This is a genomic window from Alteromonas macleodii, from assembly GCF_903772925.1.
GTDB classification, from domain to species: domain Bacteria; phylum Pseudomonadota; class Gammaproteobacteria; order Enterobacterales; family Alteromonadaceae; genus Alteromonas; species Alteromonas macleodii_A.
Genome location: NZ_LR812090.1, coordinates 1360569 through 1381156, shown reverse-complemented (window position 1 = coordinate 1381156; position 20588 = coordinate 1360569). Strand labels below are relative to the sequence as shown.

17 protein-coding genes are annotated in these 20588 nt (G+C 44.7%); 4 read left to right on the top strand and 13 right to left on the bottom strand.

Annotation, left to right across the window (positions count from 1 at the left end):
- Positions 1-12 precede the first annotated feature (12 nt).
- Positions 13-1101 carry a 3-deoxy-7-phosphoheptulonate synthase gene (locus tag PCAR9_RS05975; protein WP_118489815.1) on the bottom strand — a complete coding sequence of 363 codons (1089 nt, stop codon included), beginning with the start codon at positions 1099-1101 and terminating at the stop codon, positions 13-15.
- A gap of 258 nt (positions 1102-1359) precedes the next feature.
- Positions 1360-1557, bottom strand: coding sequence for a hypothetical protein (locus PCAR9_RS05970; RefSeq protein ID WP_179982815.1), 198 nt, complete (start codon positions 1555-1557; stop codon positions 1360-1362).
- 194 nt (positions 1558-1751) lie between these two features.
- On the opposite strand from PCAR9_RS05970, the gene PCAR9_RS05965 reads away from it, so the two are divergent.
- Positions 1752-2468 (top strand): enoyl-CoA hydratase/isomerase family protein, encoded by a 717-nt coding sequence (locus PCAR9_RS05965; RefSeq protein WP_179982814.1) that lies wholly within the window; start codon positions 1752-1754, stop codon positions 2466-2468.
- Between the two features lie 90 nt (positions 2469-2558).
- Here the strand turns inward: PCAR9_RS05965 and PCAR9_RS05960 are convergent, their stop codons facing one another.
- The 6 genes from PCAR9_RS05960 to PCAR9_RS05935 all read right to left on the bottom strand — a co-directional run bounded on the left by PCAR9_RS05960 (position 2559) and on the right by PCAR9_RS05935 (position 6164).
- Entirely contained in the window at positions 2559-3209 is a 651-nt protein-coding gene (locus tag PCAR9_RS05960; protein ID WP_179982813.1) for a trimeric intracellular cation channel family protein, read from the bottom strand.
- Positions 3210-3338: 129 nt separating this feature from the next.
- Complete coding sequence (rplS, locus tag PCAR9_RS05955; protein WP_024015986.1) at positions 3339-3698, bottom strand: 50S ribosomal protein L19; 360 nt, start codon at positions 3696-3698, stop codon at positions 3339-3341.
- A gap of 18 nt (positions 3699-3716) precedes the next feature.
- Complete coding sequence (trmD, locus tag PCAR9_RS05950) at positions 3717-4478, bottom strand: tRNA (guanosine(37)-N1)-methyltransferase TrmD (protein WP_179982812.1); 762 nt, start codon at positions 4476-4478, stop codon at positions 3717-3719.
- Positions 4479-5000, bottom strand: coding sequence for a ribosome maturation factor RimM (gene rimM, locus PCAR9_RS05945; RefSeq protein WP_179982811.1), 522 nt, complete (start codon positions 4998-5000; stop codon positions 4479-4481).
- Between the two features lie 23 nt (positions 5001-5023).
- The gene (rpsP, locus tag PCAR9_RS05940) at positions 5024-5275 is read right to left on the bottom strand and encodes a 30S ribosomal protein S16 (RefSeq protein ID WP_163084733.1); all 252 of its coding nucleotides are present in this window, start codon (positions 5273-5275) and stop codon (positions 5024-5026) included.
- A gap of 214 nt (positions 5276-5489) precedes the next feature.
- Positions 5490-6164 carry a DsbA family protein gene (locus tag PCAR9_RS05935; RefSeq protein ID WP_179985165.1) on the bottom strand — a complete coding sequence of 225 codons (675 nt, stop codon included), beginning with the start codon at positions 6162-6164 and terminating at the stop codon, positions 5490-5492.
- Positions 6165-6424: 260 nt separating this feature from the next.
- Between PCAR9_RS05935 and PCAR9_RS05930 the strand changes: the two genes are divergently transcribed.
- The 3 genes from PCAR9_RS05930 to PCAR9_RS05920 all read left to right on the top strand — a co-directional run bounded on the left by PCAR9_RS05930 (position 6425) and on the right by PCAR9_RS05920 (position 12549).
- Positions 6425-8239, top strand: a complete 1815-nt coding sequence (locus PCAR9_RS05930) for an ABC transporter transmembrane domain-containing protein (RefSeq protein ID WP_179982810.1) — start codon at positions 6425-6427, stop codon at positions 8237-8239.
- A gap of 142 nt (positions 8240-8381) precedes the next feature.
- Positions 8382-9440, top strand: coding sequence for an efflux RND transporter periplasmic adaptor subunit (locus PCAR9_RS05925; RefSeq protein ID WP_179982809.1), 1059 nt, complete (start codon positions 8382-8384; stop codon positions 9438-9440).
- A complete protein-coding gene (locus tag PCAR9_RS05920; protein ID WP_179982808.1) occupies positions 9433-12549 on the top strand; it encodes an efflux RND transporter permease subunit in 3117 nt (1038 codons plus the stop codon). The genes PCAR9_RS05925 and PCAR9_RS05920 overlap by 8 nt, the downstream gene beginning before the upstream one ends.
- Before the next feature lie 266 nt (positions 12550-12815).
- Here PCAR9_RS05920 and PCAR9_RS05915 read toward each other — a convergent pair whose 3' ends face one another.
- The 5 genes from PCAR9_RS05915 to PCAR9_RS05895 all read right to left on the bottom strand — a co-directional run bounded on the left by PCAR9_RS05915 (position 12816) and on the right by PCAR9_RS05895 (position 20585).
- Positions 12816-14129 carry an alpha/beta hydrolase gene (locus PCAR9_RS05915; protein WP_232091128.1) on the bottom strand — a complete coding sequence of 438 codons (1314 nt, stop codon included), beginning with the start codon at positions 14127-14129 and terminating at the stop codon, positions 12816-12818.
- A gap of 34 nt (positions 14130-14163) precedes the next feature.
- Positions 14164-14556, bottom strand: coding sequence for a TerB family tellurite resistance protein (locus tag PCAR9_RS05910; protein WP_179982807.1), 393 nt, complete (start codon positions 14554-14556; stop codon positions 14164-14166).
- 460 nt (positions 14557-15016) lie between these two features.
- On the bottom strand, positions 15017-16234 hold the full coding sequence (locus PCAR9_RS05905) for a phosphoenolpyruvate carboxylase (protein WP_179982806.1): 1218 nt from the start codon (positions 16232-16234) through the stop codon (positions 15017-15019).
- Entirely contained in the window at positions 16231-16866 is a 636-nt protein-coding gene (locus tag PCAR9_RS05900) for a condensin complex protein MksE (RefSeq protein ID WP_014978725.1), read from the bottom strand. The genes PCAR9_RS05905 and PCAR9_RS05900 overlap by 4 nt, the downstream gene beginning before the upstream one ends.
- Positions 16863-20585, bottom strand: coding sequence for an ATP-binding protein (locus PCAR9_RS05895; protein WP_179982805.1), 3723 nt, complete (start codon positions 20583-20585; stop codon positions 16863-16865). Before PCAR9_RS05895 ends, PCAR9_RS05900 begins: the two co-directional genes overlap by 4 nt.
- Positions 20586-20588 lie beyond the last annotated feature (3 nt).

Sequence of the window (20588 nt, the reverse complement as noted above, 5' to 3'; positions counted from 1 at the left end):
CGTCACTTCTTATTAGGCCACCGTGCGCTTATTTTGGCGTAAGGGTAACACAGTTATTAATTTATCTCTGGTTTGAGAGATTAAGTTTTCTGTTGTTTCCCAATCGATACAACCATCTGTAATTGAAACTCCGTACTCTAGTTCTTCGGGCTTCTTACCTTCCGCTTTTTGGTTACCGGGCTTCAAATGACTTTCCAGCATAACGCCAATGATAGATTGATTACCTTCAAGGATTTGATTTACCACGTTCTGCGCAACTAACGGCTGGCGGCGGTAATCTTTTGAAGAGTTTGCATGACTACAGTCAACCACTAGTCCTGCAGTCAATCCAGCATCCTGAAGCTCGATTTCGCATTCTGATACACATACCGAATCGTAATTTGGCTGCTTACCGCCGCGCAAAATGATATGGCCGTCTGGGTTACCACTGGTACCGATAATACTTACCTGCCCCTGCTTGTTAATTCCCATAAAGCGATGGCCTGAGGCGGCAGATTTAAGCGCATTAATTGCAATATCTAGGCTTCCATCTGTACCATTTTTAAAGCCCACAGGCATTGACAGGCCACTGGCCATTTCTCGGTGAGTTTGTGACTCAGAAGTGCGCGCACCAATAGCCGCCCAGCTAAATAGCTCAGCAAGGTATTGAGGGCTTATTGGATCTAATGCTTCTGTCGCAACAGGCAATTCCAACTCAGCTAACCAAATTAGAAGCTCTCTTGCTTTGCGAAGACCCGTTTCAATATCAAACGTACCATCAATATGAGGGTCGTTAATTAAGCCTTTCCAACCTGTTGTAGTACGCGGCTTCTCGAAGTACACACGCATAACGATAAACAGCGTATCTTTGCATGATTCATGAAGCTCTTTAAGCTTAAGCGCATACTCTTTGGCTGCTTCAATATCGTGTATAGAACAGGGGCCACATACAACAAGTAGTCTGTGGTCACGGCGATGAATGATATCTGATACAATTTTTCTCGACTCTGATATCGCCGCTAACGCTTTGTCTGACACAGGCAATTCAGCACTAAGCGCTTCAGGGGTAATAAGTACATCTTCTGTACTTACGTGAACATTATTTACGGTGTCCTTGATCATGGGAGTTCTCTTACTCTCTTAACTACAAATAAAAACGGAAAATTAAACGCCAAAAGAGTGTGCAATCTGCATGTAAACTTTATTATACAACCAGCTTTTTCTATATTTCTTTAACGTCATTGACTTTTTAACAACTTAAGCATAATAGCGCAAGCAATAACGAATAATACTTTAATCTAGGGTAGATTCGAAGCCAATGAGCATGACTAAATGGCAATGCTCTATATTTAAAGCTCAAATTTTAATCGGCAGTGAGGTTTAATCCTTTTTACTTTGCTTCCCTAAGTTGTAAGCGTCACCCATAAGTACTTCACCAGCCATCGCACTCGATAATACTGCTATTACAAACAGCATCTCTTTGGCATTCTCGATACCAGCAAAAAAGCTCCAAGCAGCAAACATCAACATCGATAATCCCAATAGATTAGCAATGAATTTAATATATATTTTCTTCACTTTTGATCCCCGAAGAAGCCAAGCAAGCTTACGTTACTGATGCACATCTCCGTGCACTTTAAATTTATGTATCTTTAATTTATGTATCTTAGATTTATTTATCTCAGGTTATTAACGGGCATAAATAAGCTAAATTTCTCATTTATTGTCTAGGTTTTGTATGATTGCCACAAAGGAATAATAACGAGAACACAATGCAACATTTAAGTATCACTTATACTGGCGACGTAGCTACATTAACCATGACAAATGGTGAAAACCGCCATAACCCTATATTTGCAAAAGAGATGCTTTCAGCTTTAGATGCTATTAAAAGCAATGAAAGCTGTAAAGCACTGGTGATCACATCAAACGATGAGAAATGCTTTAGCTTAGGCATTGATACCGATTGGCTGATGCCGGCTATGAAAGCGAGTCGCACAGAAGAAATAAAGCAATTTATGCATGATATGGATGATGTATTTAAAACCCTGCTCCTCTACCCGCTTCCTGTTATCGCTGCCATCAATGGCCACGCCTTTGGTAATGGAGCAATTTTAGCGTGTGCTTGCGATTTTAGGTTCATGCGCTCAGACAAAGGCTTTTTCTGTTTCCCTGAGGTAGATTTGTCTATTCCCTTTTTGCCGGGAATGATTGAGTTTGTTAAAAAGGCGATGCCTTATTATCGGTTTAACGAAATGAAGCTTTCAGGAAGACGTGTTTCCGGCAAAGAATTAGAGCAAGATCATGTGGTAGAGAAAGCGTACGACACTCAAGAAAGCTTGCTTGAAGGTGCACTGAACTACGCAAAAACCTTTGATAAAAAGCGAGGTATATTTGGTGAACACAAAAAACGACTGCACAAACATATCATTCACACTATAGACAGCGAAAATAAGCCACTAATTGAGGCCCTATCTCTTATGGCTTAATTAGCTTTGAGGGCGGGTATTACATATAGCAAGGCTGTGTAAACCGAAGGGGTAACACAGCCTTATATTGTATATTTTTAATAAATGGATTTATTTATCGCTAGTGTTTTTTTCTGAAAACTTCGACGTCCGTTTTCTGAACAAGTCTACATTCACTCCCCAATGAAGTGATGTTATCCGCAATAAAACTGTTACGCCAACAGAGCCCAAAATACACCAAATGTAGGGTATATCCACTGCAAATAGCGCAGCATAGGTCAGTCCCCCCGCAAAACAAGCGCTCGCATAGACATCGCCACGCATAACATAAGGCACTTCTCTGCACACCACGTCCCTCATCAAACCACCGAAGATACCTGTGGTCATTCCCATGGTTAAAGCAACAATCATTCCTGTACCACTAATTAACGCTTTTTCTATTCCTATTACGTTAAATATAGCGAGCCCTATGGTATCAATCAGAATGAAATAAAAATTTGAAGGGGATGGGAAGTAACGTATTAATATCACAGTTACGAAGATCGCACTGTAAGTCGCTAAGAGGTATTCTGAGGTTTCTACCCAAAATATCGGTTTTCCCAAAAGTAAATCTCTTAGCGTGCCTCCGCCGAGCGCCGTCATAACGCCAACAACCACTATTCCGAAGCCGTTAATATTTTTCTCATGCCCCAACAGTGCGCCTGATATAGCGAAGAAGGCGACCCCCATAATGCCTAGCACAATAAAATATTCGGAAGTCATTCTGCTCTCTATTAAAAAACCTTAATGTATGTAATGGACAGAACAGGAAAAAGATCGAATTTCAGGCACAAAAAAGCCCGCTTAAAGCGGGCTTTTTCGAAGTTAACAATAACGCAAGGATTAGTAATCTTAGTTAAGCTTCTCTTTGATACGTGCAGATTTACCTGAACGCTCACGTAGATAGTAAAGCTTAGCACGACGAACCGCACCGCGACGTTTAACTTCAATTGAAGAAACTGCCGGGCTGTGTGTTTGGAACACACGCTCAACGCCTTCGCCGCTAGAAATTTTACGCACGGTAAAAGACGAGTGCAGACCACGGTTACGCTTAGCGATAACAACACCTTCATATGCCTGAAGACGCTCTTTGTCACCTTCGGTAACGCGAACTTTAACAACTACTGTGTCACCTGGACCAAACGCAGGAACATCAGTCTTTAGCTGTGCTTCTTCGATTTTTTTGATGATATCTTGACTGACTTTGCTCATCATATCCTCTCGTCCTAGTTAACTGTCATCTTGCTGCAGTTGCGCTTGGAATAATTCAAGCAAACGCTGCTGCTCCTCAGTCAGAGCTAGGTGATTTAACAATTCAGGGCGACGCTGCCAGGTTCTACCTAATGACTGCATCAATCGCCACTGCCTAATTTTTTCATGGTCCCCACTTAACAACACCTCAGGTACCTTTTGACCATCAAGTATTTCGGGCCGCGTATAATGCGGACAATCCAAAAGACCGTCAGTGAAAGAATCTTCAACTGCTGAAGCTTTATGCCCCAACACACCGGGAACAAGCCTGGCAACCGCGTCCATAAGGACCATTGCAGGTAGTTCACCGCCGCTTAACACGTAATCACCAATAGACACTTCTTCATCTACATGGCTTTCGATTACCCGCTCGTCGATGCCTTCATATCTCCCGCAAATTAAAATTGTGCGGTCAATATTAGCAAGGCGTTGTACGCCAGCTTGGTCAAGGGTTTTCCCTTGGGGTGATAAGTAGATCACCTTACTTTTTTCACCGCCCACTTTTTTGGCGGCTTGTATCGCGTCAGTTAGCGGTTTTACCATCATAAGCATACCGGGGCCGCCTCCGTAGGGGCGATCGTCTACTGTACGATGGCGGTCATGTGTAAAGTCACGGGGGTTGAAGGTGTCAACCGATACCGTTCCAGACTTAACAGCTCGTCCTATCACACCCTGTTGGGTAAAAGGGGCAAACATATCTGGAAACAGGCTAACAACGCCAAACCACTTTTCCGGTGTCACTTAAAACCCCGGGTCCCAGTCAACTTTAATGACCTTCGCTTCTTTATCTACCTCTTGTACGACTTCGTCGAACACAAAAGGTAATAGTCTTTCTTTTTGACCAAAAGCATCGCCTACATTCGCTTTAACGTGGATCACGTCGTTAGCACCTGTATTAAACACTTCTTTCACCACACCTAAGTCGTAACCTTGCGTTGTTACTACTTTCATGCCGGTGAGCTCACGCCAATAAACCCCTTCGTCGCCTAAATCAGGCAGCTGTGAAGCATTTATGTTGATATCCAAGTTTTTGATACGCTCGGCATCATCTCGACTATCAACGCCCACAATTTTTGCAACGAGGCTTTTACCGTGCGGTCGCCACTGGTCAATTTGGTATTCTTTTTCTTCGCCAAGAAACCATGGCGTGTACTCGAAAATACCTTCTGGCGTTTCTGTATAGCTGTTGATTTTGACCCAACCTTTAACACCGTACGGTGCGCCAATTTTGCCAACAATCACTTTGTCAGACGCTAGACTCATCTATACCACCAGTTAATAACAGCTTACGCTGCAGATTTTTTCGCTTCTTTTACCAAGCTAGAAACGCGCTCTGATAAGCTCGCGCCTACGCCAACCCAGTAATCTACACGCTCTAGATCTACGCGAAGACGTTCCGCTTGACCTTGTGCAGTTGGGTTGAAGAAACCGATGTTTTCAATGAAACGACCGTTTCTTGCACGACGGCTATCAGCCACCACTAGTTGATAAAATGGACGCTTTTTCGCGCCACCACGCTGTAAACGAATAGTAACCATAAATGCCTCAAACTCGTTGTAGCGTTACCGTTAACTTAAGCCTTCATTTAACGACTAAAAATTAGACGCCAATTGGAAGGCCGCCGAATTATACGGATATCACCGTTCAATGCAAGTAAAAGTCTTGTTTAACTTATAATATTTTGTTGGTAATACGCGATTAGAACAATGCAAAGAAGGCACCGTTTAAACCTATCCCATTTTTAAACGACGGTTATAGGTGGCGCAAGGTTACACTTGCGTCATTATAGTCGTAGGGAACGTTTTCCCACTGTACGTTTTTAAGCTCTTGTGACTCTGTCTCTTCTGTCTCAAAGAGTTTGTTAGATTTGAGTATTAAACTAGGGAACCCTTGAGCGCCGATACTACGAGCCATATGCATTTCTTCGTTAAGTTTCTCAACTGTACTTGCACTGTTAAGCGCTAATCTAAAGCGCTCGACATCAAGCCCTATTTCTTCAGCAAATGCTATCAAGGTATCAAAATCCGAGGGGTTTCTTGCGTTCAAGTAGTACCCTTCTTGAATTGCCTTGATCATTGCCTTCTCTAATATTTTAGCTTCTCCACTATCTTTAGCCTGAGCTTTTGCCGCAATAACTGCTCGACACGAAGGATAGGTAGAACGGCGGGGCTGACATTGTGTCCAAAAGTCGTAATTAAACTGGGTGCCTGGCACTCGTTCTTGAATAGTTTTCCAGTATCCAGCAATTGTAAGCTTCATTTGTTCAGGCATCGGTACATCACTATCTGGTGCAAGACCGCCAAGCAAATAGACAACCTCAATATCATTGGGCAAGTCACTTTGTATTTTTTCCCAAGTGGGAACAAACGCCCAACACCAGCTGCACATTGGGTCGTGCACGTAATATAAAGTTCGCTTCTCTTCCATCATTGTTACCTTTGCCGGCCGCTGCCTAACGAAAACACTTAATTTTTCACTCAAGTTAACGCTAACTATATTTAGCTTTATTAATTAGCTGCGTTACTCGTTTATTGCTTCACTCAATTCTCATCTCAGCGTAGATACTGTCGCTGTAGTCGCATTGGTTACGTCCAATGTACACACTTTACCGTATAATCCAATCATCGATGTCAAATGGCGCTTTAAAAACAGCGCTATAAAGAAGTAATGCACGCAACGAGGTAATTTTGACGACACCGCTACCAACCGTATCAACAAAGCAAGTCTTACAGTGGATTGGCTCACATTTACTTCAATATAAAACGCGAGTTGTAGGCGCTGTCATTGCCCTTTTTACCGCAGCTATCGCATGGCTTCTGCTTGGACAAGGCATTAAATACGCAATAGATAGCGGCTTTATCGAAAATGCTGCCGACACCTTAAACAAAGCGACGGTTATGGTGCTTGCAATAACTTTCATCGCCTGTTTGGCAACTTATGCGCGCTTTTATTTAATGACTTGGCTTGGCGAACGAGTTAGCGCTGACATTAGAAACCAAGTATATGCGCATCTTCTCTCGCTTCCGCCGTCATTTTTCGCAGAGCTTCGAACAGGAGAAGTAATATCTCGCTTTACCAGCGATACGACAATCATCCAAACCGTAGTGGGAATGAGCTTATCCATGACGTTGCGTTCTATTGTTACCTTTGTAGGTGCATTGGCGTTAATGACCTTTTCCAGCCCACTGCTGACGTTTTGTGTAATTGTTGCCGTGCCGGCAGTACTCGTTCCAATTAAAGTACTCGCGCCCCAAGTTCGTCGTTATGCAAAAGCAAGCCAAGATAAAGTGGCAGACCTAGGCGCGCGTATTGATGAAAGTTTACATGAAATAATGACCGTACAAGCTTACACCGCCGAAAATGCTGAGCGCCTGCATTTTTCGAGAAAAGTTGAGCTTGCCATGGACGTAGCCAAAAAGCGTATTCATTACCGTTCATTGCTGATTGGCTGTATTATGTGTATCAGCATGACAGCTATTATTTTTATTGCGTGGGTAGGCGCAAGGCAAGTACTCGACGGAACCATGACAGTAGGCGAACTTTCTGCCTTTCTTTTCTATGCCGTTATGGCTGGCGGCAGTGTGGCTACTATTAGTGAAGTCATAGGCGAAGTGCAGCGCGGTGTGGGGGCGAGCGAGCGTTTATACGAACTATTTACTACTGAGTCAGTTATTAAACCTGTATCAGATGAGGCGAACAAAATTACCGAGCCTAAGCACACAGTGGAATCTAACGTCAAAGAGGTTGAAAATAAGGTTTCAATTTCCAAGGCTGCCCCTCGAATTCAGTTGGACAAAGTTTCCTTTGCATATCCAGATAGTAAACCTTTGTTTGATAACTTGAACATTGATATAAAAGCTGGAGAACGCCTTGCTTTAGTTGGCGCGAGTGGCGCAGGCAAAACCACCCTCTTTCAATTGCTAATGCGTTTTTACGACCCAAACAGCGGGCAAATTCTGTTTAACGGGATGCCGATTAATAAAATGCCCGTTGATGTATTAAGGCGACATATTGCGATAGTCACTCAAGAGCCCGTGGTGTTTGCAGATACTGTGATGGAGAACATTCGTTATGGCAGTCCTGAAGCCTCTGATGAAGCCGTTGTAAATGCGGCAAAGCAAGCCTTTGCTCACGAATTTATTGATAGCCTTGATGAACGTTATAGCACTCAGTTAGGCGAAAGGGGCGTAAAGCTTTCTGGTGGGCAAAAACAGCGTATCGCTATAGCGCGCGCTATTTTAGCCGACCGACCAATCTTACTTCTTGATGAAGCAACAAGTGCCCTTGATGCTATGAGTGAGCGTATGGTTCAGCAAGCCATTGATAGATTAATGGTAGGTAAAACAAGCATTGTCATTGCCCATCGTTTAGCCACGGTACAGCATGCAGACCGTATTCTGGTCATGGATAAAGGTCAAGTTGTGGGAAGTGGCAATCACGCTACTTTGATGAAAAGCGATACCCTGTACAGGGAATACGCTGAACTGCAATTGCTTAGCTGAACCGCCTGTGGTGCTATACGGTACAAACAATTAGGTTAACCAATCGGCTATTAAACATCCGTTTTGGTCATACAAAAATAAAGGGTTTACCGCTCTCTACAGCGACGAGCAGAGTAAACTTAACTAACGCTACGGGTTTAAAATGAAATATTCAGTCTATGATGCATTAAAGACATGGACACGTCTTTGTGCTCTTTTTTTAGTGATGGTACCAACTGCGAACGCGCAGTTTATGGGAGATAGACAAGCGAAGCTTGTTGTGACCAAGCCCATTCAATTTATGAACGAAACACGAAAAGTAGAAGCTGTTGGCAGTGCTGAAGCCGTGCGCTCTATTGTGTTATACCCTGCCGTTTCTGATGAAGTAACGGAAATCAACTTCGTACCGGGCCAATCGGTGGAGAAAGGTAAGGTTCTGGTTCGCCTTGATGATAGACGGCAACAAACTGCCTTAAAGCGCGCTAAGCTTACTTTAGAAGATGCCCAGCGTACGGTAGAGCGCTTAGCCTCAAGCTATAAGCAAGGTGCAGTGCCCGTTAGCGAACTAGACCTAGCACGCACTCAGCGCGACCTTGCTGAGGTCGCATTAGAAGAAGCGAAAGCAGATTTAGAAGACAGACATATTGTCGCGCCTTTTGACGGCATTGTTGGTATTACTGACGTAGAGGTTGGAGACCGGATTAACGAACAAACGGTTATCACCACCCTCGATAATAGAAGCAAGCTTTTTATCAATTTCAAAGCTCCTGAAGCTGCCCTTCCTGTTTTGCTAAATGCACCGAGCGTCACACTTGAACCTTGGAGCGATAAAGAACAACTGGTGAAAGCCGAAATAGCGCAAGTCGATTCTCGTATTAATGAAGCTGACCGCACCCTTCGTGCACGCGCACTATTAGATAACTCATCTGATAAATTCCGTCCGGGTATGAGTTTTAGGGTTAATTTGAGCATTGAAGGTGATCGCTACGCTGCCGTGCCTGAAGCCGCGTTACTGTGGGGAGCAACCGGTGCGTATATTTGGCTTGCTGAAGATGGGAAAGCCAAACGGGTGGATGTAAGTGTCCATCAGCGTTTAAGAGGAACTATCTTAGTATCCGGCGATATTGAAGAAGGCGACGCATTAATTTCAGAAGGCGTACAGCGCTTACGTACAGGCCAGGAAATTACTACTGAATTGGCCGGAGGGCCTCAAGGTGAGTGATCCAAATCTATCGTCTTCAGTCAGTGATCTTCCCTCACTCTCAATACGACGCCCAGTTTTAATTGTTGTTCTAAACCTGCTTATTGCCATTGCAGGCCTTGGCGCTTTAAGCGGGCTTGAGGTTCGAGAACTCCCCGATGTTGATACCCCTCGCGTTACGGTTACAGCGCAATTTCCCGGCGCTTCCCCTGAAACCGTAGATGCAGAAGTTACGGGTCGACTGGAAGGTGCAGTTGCCCGCGTTAGCGGTGTGAAAAACATATACGCGCAAAGCGAAGAAAACTCTGCACGCGTACGTGTAGAGTTTCGCCCTGGCGTCAACTTAGAAGATGCAGCCAATGAAGTACGTGAATCAGTAAGTCGCGTACAGCGTCAACTTCCTGAGGACGTAGAGCAAGTGGCAATCATTCGCGCAGACAGCGATGCTCAAGCGGTAGTTAGCCTTGCTATTTCTAGTGATACCCTGGATATGGAAACACTCACTGAGCGAGTTGATACAGACGTAGCGCCTTTGTTTCTCAGCATTCCCGGTGTTGCGGACGTTACCTTAAACGGCGATAGAGAACGTGTCTTGCGCGTATCCGTTGACCCACTTCGCCTCACGAGCTTTAGTCTTTCCATGAGTGATATAGCCGACGCCTTATCGCTCGCGCCTTTTGATGTTCCGGCAGGCAGTATACAGTCGGCAGAACAGGCGCTTATTGTGCGCGCTGATGCAACGTCAGTCAGCGCAGAAGATGTTGGCAACATTGTTGTAAGTGGCGATATTCGCATTAATGATGTCGCCAGTGTTTATTTTGGCCCCGCCGATACCACCAGCGTGGTTCGCTTAGATGGCACACCAGTTATCGGTGTAGGTGTCATTCGACAAGCTAGCTCTAACACCATAGAAATTTCTGATGAAGTGCTAGCCATGGTCAAAGACCTAGACAAGCGCTTCACTGACATGCACATCACCGTAACGGCTGACGACGCGGAGTTTATTAGAGATTCTGTGAAAGAAGTTGTGATATCGCTTAGCCTTACCGTTGCTTTAGTAGTAGTGACGTTACTGGTGTTTATTGGTTCTTGGCGTGCGACCATTGTTCCATCGCTTTCTATTCCTGTATCGCTAGCAGGTGCCTTGGCAATTATTTGGGGCATGGGATTTTCAATTAACATTCTTACCCTGCTCGCCCTTGTTTTGGCCACGGGTATGATTGTGGACGATGCGATTGTTGTTTCTGAAAATATTCAGCGTCGAAGAAGTATGGGGTTAGGTGCTCGTGCTGCTGCCGTAATTGGCACACGTGAAGTGTTTTTTGCCGTAGTGGCAACCACCGCTGTGCTTGCTTCTGTATTTATACCTATCGCTTTCCTTCCCTCTACCGCAGGGCGTTTGTTTAGAGAGTTTGGTGGCGTATTAGCTGGTGCAGTTGTTATCTCCTCTTTTGTTGCACTTTCCTTGGTACCTGCGCTTACCGCGCGCCTTAAGGTGAAAGAGACAAAAAGCGATGGCTTGTTTAGTAAAACCTTTGGACGCTTTGGTAATGCCTGCCTTGGTGTATATCAAGCTTCACTGCTAAAAGCCCTTAAGTATGGATGGGTCGTGGGCATACTTAGTCTAGCCGCTGGCGGTGGTGCTTATATATTGTCACAAAATATCGATAATGAGCTTTTGCCAAGCGAAGATAGAGGCACAATTCGTATATTTGCCCGCGGCCCTGATGGCGCAGGGCTGAACTTTATGGATAGACAAGCTGAAAAGATGGAAGAGCTGCTGCTACCTTATGTTGAAAACGGCACCATAGATTCGATTTACACCGTTGTTGGCTCTTGGGATCCGAACATTGTATTTATTACCGCTCCACTTAAGCATTGGGATGAACGGGATAAATCACTTCAAGATGTCGTAAACGAAATTCGCCCTAAACTACAGCAAATACCCGGTGCTCCTGGTAACGCCTTTGGTGGCAATAGCCTTAATTTGCGCGGTCAAGGTGGCGGTTTAGAAATTGCGCTTACCGGTGATACCTATGAAAACATTTTTCTAGCAGCGCAAAACTTTTCCCGTCAGCTTGAAGAAAAACTGCCCGAGCTTGGCAGACCCAGAATTAGCTATGACCCTACTCAACCACAGATGCGTGTAAATATAGACCGCCGTCGTGCAGAGGAATTAGGCGTGCCGCTTACCGACATCGCCAGTACGCTGCGTGCTGCCGTTAATGGCGATGACATTGCCGATTTAAACGTAGGCGACCAAGCTATTCCTATTATGCTGCAAACGAATAATCGCAGTACGCTAGACCCGTCCGAGCTAACCAGCCTGTATGTAAAAAGCGTTGATGGAAATTTAGTACCGCTTTCTAGTGTGGCATTTATTAGCGAAGAAGGCGTTGCTGCTGAACTAGAACGTCAAGCCCAGCGACGGGCGATAAAAGTGGAAATGGAACTGCCAGAAGATGTGGCACTTAGTGAGGTGGTAGATCAAATACGCACGCTAGCGCTTGATACTTTGCCCGATGGCGTTGGATTGGTCTTTTTAGGTGAAGCACAAACCTTTGAAGAAACCTCTAAGCAGGTTGCCCTAACCTATATCTTAGCCTTTGTTATTGTATTGCTTGTACTAGCTGCCCAATTTGAAAGTGTGAATAGCGCTGTTGTAGTTATGCTTACCGTGCCCTTTGGTATTGCTGCCGCGGTTTATGCGCTGTTTTTAACCGGCACTAGCATTAACATTTACTCGCAAATTGGATTAGTTATGTTAATTGGCCTACTTGCCAAAAATGCTATTCTATTGATTGAGTTTGCCGACCAGCTTCGCGATAAAGGTTATGATATCTATGATGCTATTGTTGAAGCAGGCAAAGTGCGCTTACGCCCCATTATGATGACCTTGGTATCTACAATTCTAGGTGGTCTGCCCTTGATTCTATCTACGGGTGCAGGTGCTGAAGCACGTAATGCAATTGGTTGGGTAGTGTTCGGCGGGCTGGGTATCGCGGTAGTATTTACTCTTTACCTTACGCCTGTACTTTACCTAGCACTAGCACGCTTCACCAAACCTCGTGCAGATGAAAGCGCTAAGCTTGAAAGAGAGATGGAAGAAGCTAACGCACAGCACTCTTAGAAAATTCCCGCTTGGGTAGACGCAGTGCCTATCTAAGCGATGTTTGAGGCGTGTTTACTTGCTCACTCTGAGCATACCCCCTTTTCAGATCGAGAATAGATAGACGCTTTGCCAGTCAGAGAGCGTTAAGAAGTAAAAGAGACGTCTAAGCCACGGGCGTAGTAACAAACACAATTGTTATTACGCACTGGCTTAGGCGTTTTTAGCTGAAATGCTGCAGAAATACGAAAGACAAATAAATCGCATTATGAGGACTAAACTTCTTACTAGGTCTTACAAAAGGCTTCAACCTTAGTCTTGCCAGTAAAGGCTAGCAGCTGATCTACCATCCTATCGAAGTAAGGGTTATACGTGAGCCTTGCATATACTCTTTTTTCTTGATCACTGATAAGATTAGTGTTCTCTATCTCTGGTTCAAAGCCCCAGGGGCCATACCATACTTCCTCCCCTGCTTTGCAGCGGGCTTCAGCATCACTTCCTTGTCCGTTGTCACAAATGCGAAACCTACTTTCCGTTCCATACAAGGTGTTATGTTCAGAAAAAAGTGTACTCATATGAGAAGCTGCACTAATTCGTTTCTCGGGTAAGTTCATGGTTTGCATAATGAGTGTATTATCAGGCACTTCAGGCTTATTCTCGCCCTGCCACAATATACACTTATGCGGATGAGTGAAATTGTCTCCAAATTGTTCAGCAATATTTTTGGTATCAACCACGCTGTCTTTTTCGGCCACCACCATTAGCACAGGAAGGTTCAAAGTTTGCTTTCCTTCTGATTGAGAAAACAACTCTTGAAGCACGTTTACGCTTTCCTGATAGGCAGCGAACCCTGGCATAGCGGTAGAATTATAGCGACTTGGATTATCCTCCTCTTCTACATTCGGCCAAGGAAACAATGAATCGATATAAGGGGCCAAACGGGTCACAAAAAAGCGTGACTTAAAGGCCGGTGAAAAATGCATTAGCCCCTTAATATCGAGCTCTTCAGCCATAGAAAAACTTGCAATAGTGGTTAAATTTGCCCCCGTTGAGAACCCCCCAATGTAGAGGTTATCTACTTCTTCAGAAAACAGCTTTATATGGTGATTGGTTTCTGCCTGCCATTGTTCATAGTTAACGTTTAGCATGTCCCCTGGCTTTGAGCCATGCCCAGGTAACAAGATGGTTCTTACATGAATGCCTTCATTACACATGGCGTTTGCTACATCGCGAAAGAAATAAGGTGAATCGCCAAGGCCATGAACTAACAACACACCGATGTCGCGGTATTGTGTGCCACATTCAAAAGGCATGTTCATGGTAATTTCTTGCGTTTTGTTGTCGGATATAAATGCCCTGTGCTTTAAAAGGTAGCCCTCTACGTCTTTTAAATAATCGTCAAAGGGTTGCACACCAACTGGGAACGCTTGTGCACTTGCCTTAAATTGAGACGCGCTAAATTGAGAGCTGGGGGATGTATAGCACCCGCTCAACATGAATAGCGAGAGAGAAGCAGCACACAAATATGCTGCTTTCATTGAGTGTTCTTGTACTTCTGGACGCACTTTGGGGGGCGTTAGCTCGCGCAACTTTTTTCGCATTAGTTAGAAAGACACCTACGATGCTGTAAAGCAATTATTGTAATGTATCTTTACCTGAAACTAATGCCTTGGCGAGTAATTTATGAGTAAGTAATGATAGAAGCTCGGTTTCTTCTTCACTTCGCTCACCATCTATACCGGTAATCGCCATAGCCACCTCTAACGTTTTGTCTGCGTCAAACGATAGGTCATTTTTGAGGCTTTTTAAGAAAGTGACAGTATCGCCAGTATCAATGGCCTTTCGGGCTTGATAAATAGTGTCGTTTAGAAATGCTTCGCGACAGATTGGGCTTTGCCAATCTAACGATTCAACCATAGCATTCAGGTAGTCTTGTTCAGTCAATGTTACCATTCCATCGACTTGATAAAGTAAAACTGAAAGCTTGATAAGGGCTTGGTTAAAACTTTGTTGTTCTGATAATTGCATAACTCTCTTCCTCTTCGTACTGTACGCACCAGTACCACAACATGCTCTGCATCCTAGCAGTAGCGAAAATTTTCTGTGCCTACATCGAGCTATTAAACATCGAAAGCATTGAAGCGCTTATTGACTGCTTTTACGACCTGCCAACCTTTACTTTGGTTCCAAAGTACAGGACTAACAATATAGACCGCTCGATTGACGGTAACATTACGCAGCGATGAAGCTTTTAGTTCACAATGTTAAATAAGTGTAAACACCTATTGCATTATAGGACTTTTTTGACAGGTTCCAAGTGGTAGTCATCGCAAAATACGAAAGACTTTTGTGGAGTATTGAATTGAACGAATATTGAAGTTGTCTTTGATTCTCTGCAAGTCACAGCTAAATAAAAAGTCTGGCACGCTTTTGATTGGCGAGGGCCAGACTTAATTCGACGAGATTTAGGTGCGCACAAAATTTGGCATCAACGCAGGCCCAACGTGATGTCATTTATATAGAAGTTACCTGTATAGATTCTATCGTTATTACCGTGAGATTCTAATGCAAAAAACTGCTTGTCTTCATCGTTTAGGGCTTGATACCCACCAATTACCTGATAAATCCATACCTCAGGATCAAAGTCTAAAGCGTGCTCTTCAAAATAATCCAGTGCCGTTTTAGGCTGGCCTGAATCAATCACCTCACAGAAATAGGCTTCAACTGCCTGCTGAAGGGGATCTTTTTCTAGCGACAGAGTGGATTGCTCGGTCACATCAATGTCAACAGGCTTAGTATCTTCGTGCTGAGACTGGCGTTTGTGTACGTGAGTCAACGACGCCACAATATTTTGGTAATCAGCTTCATGCTCAACGTTATTCACATCAGGCGCTGCATTGGCAATAATCGAATCTGATTGATTAAACAACACTGGCACATTGGTCAGATTAGCATAGTTGCCCGGCGCAAAATCAGGCTGCTGCTCCATGTGTAGCAAAAACCCTTTAAGTAACCGGGTACGACCTTGAAACTCTCTAAACCGGCCTAACAAGTCTAACAAACGCGCTTGCACAACAGATAACTCTTGTGCGGCTTTAGAAAAGCGCTGCTGGAGCGATACTACCAATAAATGGCGTAGTTCTCGGTTAGACCCAGCCAGTTCACTTAACTCATCGAAACGGAAACATTCAAGCTGAGCGAGCAAATCCGTTACCTGCCCCTGCGCTAACTCGTTTTCGCGAATTTTAGCTTCCACCGACGACACATAACCGAATTCATTGTTAATACGGCCGAACATCACACGCACACTGTTACTCAGTGATTCTGAAAGCTGATAGACGTGCTCTGTTAAATCACCCATGTGGGCTGCTGCTTCATTATATTTATTGTAGTGAAGCGCTTCTTTATAATGCTCGGTTAACGTTTTAAGACTAGCCAGCGACGCACCAATATTCGCATTAATTGTACGGTTACGTTCGTCTTGCAAGCTTCCTTCTAGAAGCGTTCTTACCGCGCTCTTTAAGCGCAATTCACTTTGCGCTTCGGGACGCCATAAGACTCCCAATTGAACGAGTTGCTCCAATACCTTTGAGCTGTGGTCGCGCTCTTTCACTGAACCATTAACATACGCCTGCATAATAAGGTCGCTGTGACGACCCAGTGCATTTAATAGTTTAGTCCCCGCCTGAATTAAAACCTGGCTCATATCAAGCTACCTTGCGAAATAGCGGCCTCCGCCTGCTCAGATAAACTCAGCGCTTCGGTTTCATCGATAAAACGCAGCATTTCGTAAAGGTGCTCTATTTTACCTGTGCCCAAATAGATTTGTTTATCCGGGTTAGGTTTAATCAGGTAACCCATTTCTGTTAAGCGTTTAAAAACCTGCTTCAGCTGTCCATCTAAGTTCACGCTGGTAGAGCCAAACATACGATAGCGCGAAATTTTCTCAAGTTGCTCTGCATAGGCCGGCGTGTCTTCAATGGTTGTTTGCAGCTCGTTCAAACGAATAGCGCTGCCCATGGTTATTGGCATGTCAGACTCATTGGCTTGTTGAACCAGCAATAACCACTCGACCAAAGGGACTAGGTTAGACGCCGTATCTTGGAACTGCTGGGTTAGCACTTTGCGTTCGTTTTCACCTATGGTGAGAAAGCTAGCAAAGAAAACATCACCTTCAGCAGTCGTTGAGAGTGTGCGGTTCAGCAACGCTAAGTGAGGTTCTAGCTGTGCAGCGTTGTCTCTTGATTTAAGAAAACGCCATGCCTCTTCATCGGTCACCTGACAAATAAACGCGCCTTGTAAAAGTGCACTCAGTACACGGCCTTGTTCTGTCATCATGCTGATGTCTCCTTGCCTGCTACTTCACTGTTCTTTTCTGCTTCTTTTTTTAGTTTTATGCGTGCGCCTATCGAACTTGCTTTCGGTTGAACTACCTGCAGTTGGCGAGTCACTTTATCTATCAAGTAGCGGTTTTCAAATAGCGTCAATACTTCCGATTCAGGATTCGGGAATGCACCTACTACACTGATGTTATTGTTTTGACAGGCTTCGAAAATTTTCTTCACATTGTTTTGGTGAAGTGTACCTAATTCATCAATAGGCCAATGCACGGTAGCGTCTGCATCGCCTCTTAGAAGACGGGTAAAGGCAAGTAAGAATTTACACAAGATAAGGTAGGCCATACCGTGGCTTGATGATTCGTTAAGCTGGCGGTCAGTACGAATCACAAGGTCGCTGTTCCCCTCACGTAGGTGAAGCTCGATATCAAGTAGCTTGCTGATGCCTCCCGTAAGCGCTGCACGGCCAAGAATATCCAATACGCGGCGCATACTCTGCCCATACTCTTCTTCAGGCAGCTCGTTCGCCCCCTCTTCCATCCAGTGTTCATAAAGCTTTCTGAATTGCTCAAGTTCAGGCCAAAATTCAAGTTCGCTAATACGTGAACGAATTTTAACGGCAGAATCTGATACACCATCAAGGGAAAGGTCGCCGTCCACTTCTTGAGTAATGCGGCGGCTTTGCGACACAATGCGTTTGTCGATATCGGCAAGTACAAAATAATATTGCGAAAGATCAGCACCGAATATACGGCCTTGTTCTCGCAAACCTTGCAGCTTTTGCGGCACAATCACATTCAGAAGCTGTGCAAGGTGCGACACCATGCGACGGTGGTCAAAACTCTTCACGCCATGGGCATTGAGCGTAGCGCACTCTTCACGGGCGCGCTCCCAGGTGTCAGATAGACCTGTACCTGCTTGCGCTGCTATAAGCTGATCAAACCTTTCTACATAAGCTCGTACATCGCTCAATAAGTTTTCGCGTTCCTGAAGCTGACTTTGTACCTCTGAGATGCGTTGACCAATACTGACATCATCATGCTTAATCTCTGCTGTTTCGTCTCCAGCCTGAAGAGTCAGCTTAGCTAACGACTTACTTAACGTTTTAACTTGCTCTAAATGTTCACTGGCAGTTTTAAGGGTACTTTCAAGCTGCGCGTGCTGTTCTTGAAGCTGCTCACGATTAGCTTTATACGTTGCCTGTTTACTTGCCAAGTCACGCTCCGACTCACCCAAGAGCTTACGCGACTTCGACAGCCCTTCCTGCCATATCACTTTTTGCTTAGTAAATACGTTAGTGTACCAACGTTCGTAGTCAGCTACTTTGTGACGATGAGTTTCAGTGCGTGTAATATCTTCTTTGAGCTTATTAATTTGCTTTTTAAGCTGACCTATCTCATCAACATCCACACCGCGATTACTCAATTCGCTCTCTAGCCAATCTTGCATATCTTTGCGGTCTTGAGCAGCACTGTCCTTCGCTTTTCGCATATCGCTATCAAGCTGAGAAATACGCGCGTCACTATCAGCAATAAGCTGCTGCCAGTGAAATTTGTGCTCGGTTTCTGCTTCTCGCTGCTGATCTTTGATTTCGTCTCGGCTAAGCTCAAACTGAGCTTTTGCTTGCTTTTGAGACTGCTGATTCGCTTCAAGCTTTGTCTTAGCTTTTTGCTTGCGTGCAGAAAGCGCTTGTTGGTATTCACTAAGCACCGTATCGCGGTCTTGCTGTGCCCGCTTACGACTGGCTTCCGCGCTCTTAACTGCGTTGTCTTTCTGAGTAACCACAAGTTCTGCATTGCGCACGTCCTCGTTAGCTTTTGCTAAACGCTGCTCACATTCATTTTGCGCGGCAAGGGCGGCAGCCTGACGTATTTCAGCTTCTTGCAACTGCTGTTTAAGTGCTTGTTCAGTGAAGGCGTAGTCAGGGGTATCAAGTTCAGTGAGCGCTAACTTAACACCCATGAAGGTATCGCTGGCGCTGTCGGTATTCTTTGCCATAACAGGGGCTAAATCTGCGCGCTCGAGTAGCTCAGGGCGAATAACTTTACCTAAGGATAACTCCCAGTCGTCCACATTGGCACGCAAGAACTCAAGTAACGAACCTTCCCCTGGGTACAGCAGCGCGTTAATTTTATTAACCGCTTTTTCTTCTTGTTGAAAGGCGTTGCGTGCTTTGTCTAACGCATTTGAACATCCTTTGCGAAATTCTACTGATTTAGCGTGTGCCTGTTGAGCTTGTCGCAATTCGCCACGGGCTGAATCTTCATTAATCGACGCCTCTTTTATTGCTGCGTCTAGAATGTCTAGCTGAGACTGCTCAAACTCGTTATAGCCAGCGTTACTGAGCGAGGCTTTAAGCTCAGCCTCCGCTACTTTCAGATCATTTAAACTATTCTGGTAATTCTGCTGCAGCGTGCTTAGCTGGCCGTTGTAATCGCTTTGGATGCGACTTAACGCTTCACGTTCGCTCTGCTGTTGTTCTGCTTTGTTTTCTGCAGCTTCTTGTCGAGCAGCTGACATTTCTTCTAAGGTAATTGAAAGCTTTTCGCCTAGCTCAGCTAAGCGCTTGTTGTAGGCTGACTCAATGTCCTGATGTTTTTCCGTCAGCAAAACATAACGGCTGTCGGCCATAGCTTTTTCATTCTGCCATTGCGCTAGGTTTGCAACATCTTCTTTAAGCTGCTCAATATTTTCGTCTTGCCACTTATCGAATTCACGCTCTACCGTATCTAGTTCGCTAGTAAACTTCTCAACATCAGCACGGGCAGAGGAAATGACTTGGTTTAAGTGATCCCTCGTATCGCCCCATTCGCTATCAGTTTGCTTGCGCTGAAAACTGTTTTCATCGAGCTCGTTTTTAGTGGTTTCTACACGCGCGGCTAAATAGGTCTTATCAAGCTCAAAGCTATGCTTTAGGTTAGCAAGCACTTGCTCTGTGCTTGTTAGCGCCATGTCGGCTTGTTCGAGTTTAGAAAATTCAGGGCGAATTTTGTCGAACTGTTTAATTAAGTGACATTCTTTAATCCAGTCATCAACACGATGACGGCTAAGACCTGAAGTAGGTGGCGTAACGCCATCTTCTTCTAAAATAGCGGCAATCATGGCCTTGATGGTTTCCATCTTGCCTTCTTTAGAGTGCACCGCTTTTGCCAACTTTTCGATATGGCGCATATGCTTTGAAGGTTCGCACAAACTAAAGATTTTGGCGTAGCCTAATAGCTCACGGGCATTGTTACTCTGGTTAAGCACCCCGTGATCGTTTTGAATGATTGCACGGAAGTCTTTGGTATTAAGTAAGCTCGTAACCAATATGTTGTTACGCTTCATGGCGCGTGCAAGCTCGGCGCTGCTTACACTAGCGTGTTTGCCGTTCTTTTGCTCTATTAAGTAGTCACTGATTTCAAATGGCTTGCCGATTAAACGATAATTGACGCCGGTTCCATTTGAGCTTAACACTGCTTGGCACAGGTCACCTTCGGCACGCGTGTATTCATAAATAATAAAGCTAGATAAACGAGGCAAATACCAGCGTTCAAAGCTGTCACGGGTTGCCGGTACCACGCGACTTGGGTACTCGCCGTAAAACACGGGAATAAGTCGTTGAAGCGTAGTTTTACCCGACGCATTGGTACCACAAATATTGGTGTGTCCATCAAGCTTTAGCTCGACCACGCCTGGTAAATGCGTGTCGATAAGAATAATACGTTTTAAGCCTGCCATAGT

Coding starts and splice junctions, on each gene's coding strand:
- PCAR9_RS05975 (WP_118489815.1), bottom strand. CDS start 1,101: ATGATCAAGGACACCGTAAATAATGTTCACGTAAGTACAGAAGATGTA.
- PCAR9_RS05965 (WP_179982814.1), top strand. CDS start 1,752: ATGCAACATTTAAGTATCACTTATACTGGCGACGTAGCTACATTAACC.
- PCAR9_RS05960 (WP_179982813.1), bottom strand. CDS start 3,209: ATGACTTCCGAATATTTTATTGTGCTAGGCATTATGGGGGTCGCCTTC.
- rplS (WP_024015986.1), bottom strand. CDS start 3,698: ATGAGCAAAGTCAGTCAAGATATCATCAAAAAAATCGAAGAAGCACAG.
- rimM (WP_179982811.1), bottom strand. CDS start 5,000: ATGAGTCTAGCGTCTGACAAAGTGATTGTTGGCAAAATTGGCGCACCG.
- rpsP (WP_163084733.1), bottom strand. CDS start 5,275: ATGGTTACTATTCGTTTACAGCGTGGTGGCGCGAAAAAGCGTCCATTT.
- PCAR9_RS05935 (WP_179985165.1), bottom strand. CDS start 6,164: ATGGAAGAGAAGCGAACTTTATATTACGTGCACGACCCAATGTGCAGC.
- PCAR9_RS05925 (WP_179982809.1), top strand. CDS start 8,382: ATGAAATATTCAGTCTATGATGCATTAAAGACATGGACACGTCTTTGT.
- PCAR9_RS05915 (WP_232091128.1), bottom strand. CDS start 14,129: ATGCGAAAAAAGTTGCGCGAGCTAACGCCCCCCAAAGTGCGTCCAGAA.
- PCAR9_RS05910 (WP_179982807.1), bottom strand. CDS start 14,556: ATGCAATTATCAGAACAACAAAGTTTTAACCAAGCCCTTATCAAGCTT.
- PCAR9_RS05905 (WP_179982806.1), bottom strand. CDS start 16,234: ATGAGCCAGGTTTTAATTCAGGCGGGGACTAAACTATTAAATGCACTG.
- PCAR9_RS05900 (WP_014978725.1), bottom strand. CDS start 16,866: ATGATGACAGAACAAGGCCGTGTACTGAGTGCACTTTTACAAGGCGCG.
- PCAR9_RS05895 (WP_179982805.1), bottom strand. CDS start 20,585: ATGGCAGGCTTAAAACGTATTATTCTTATCGACACGCATTTACCAGGC.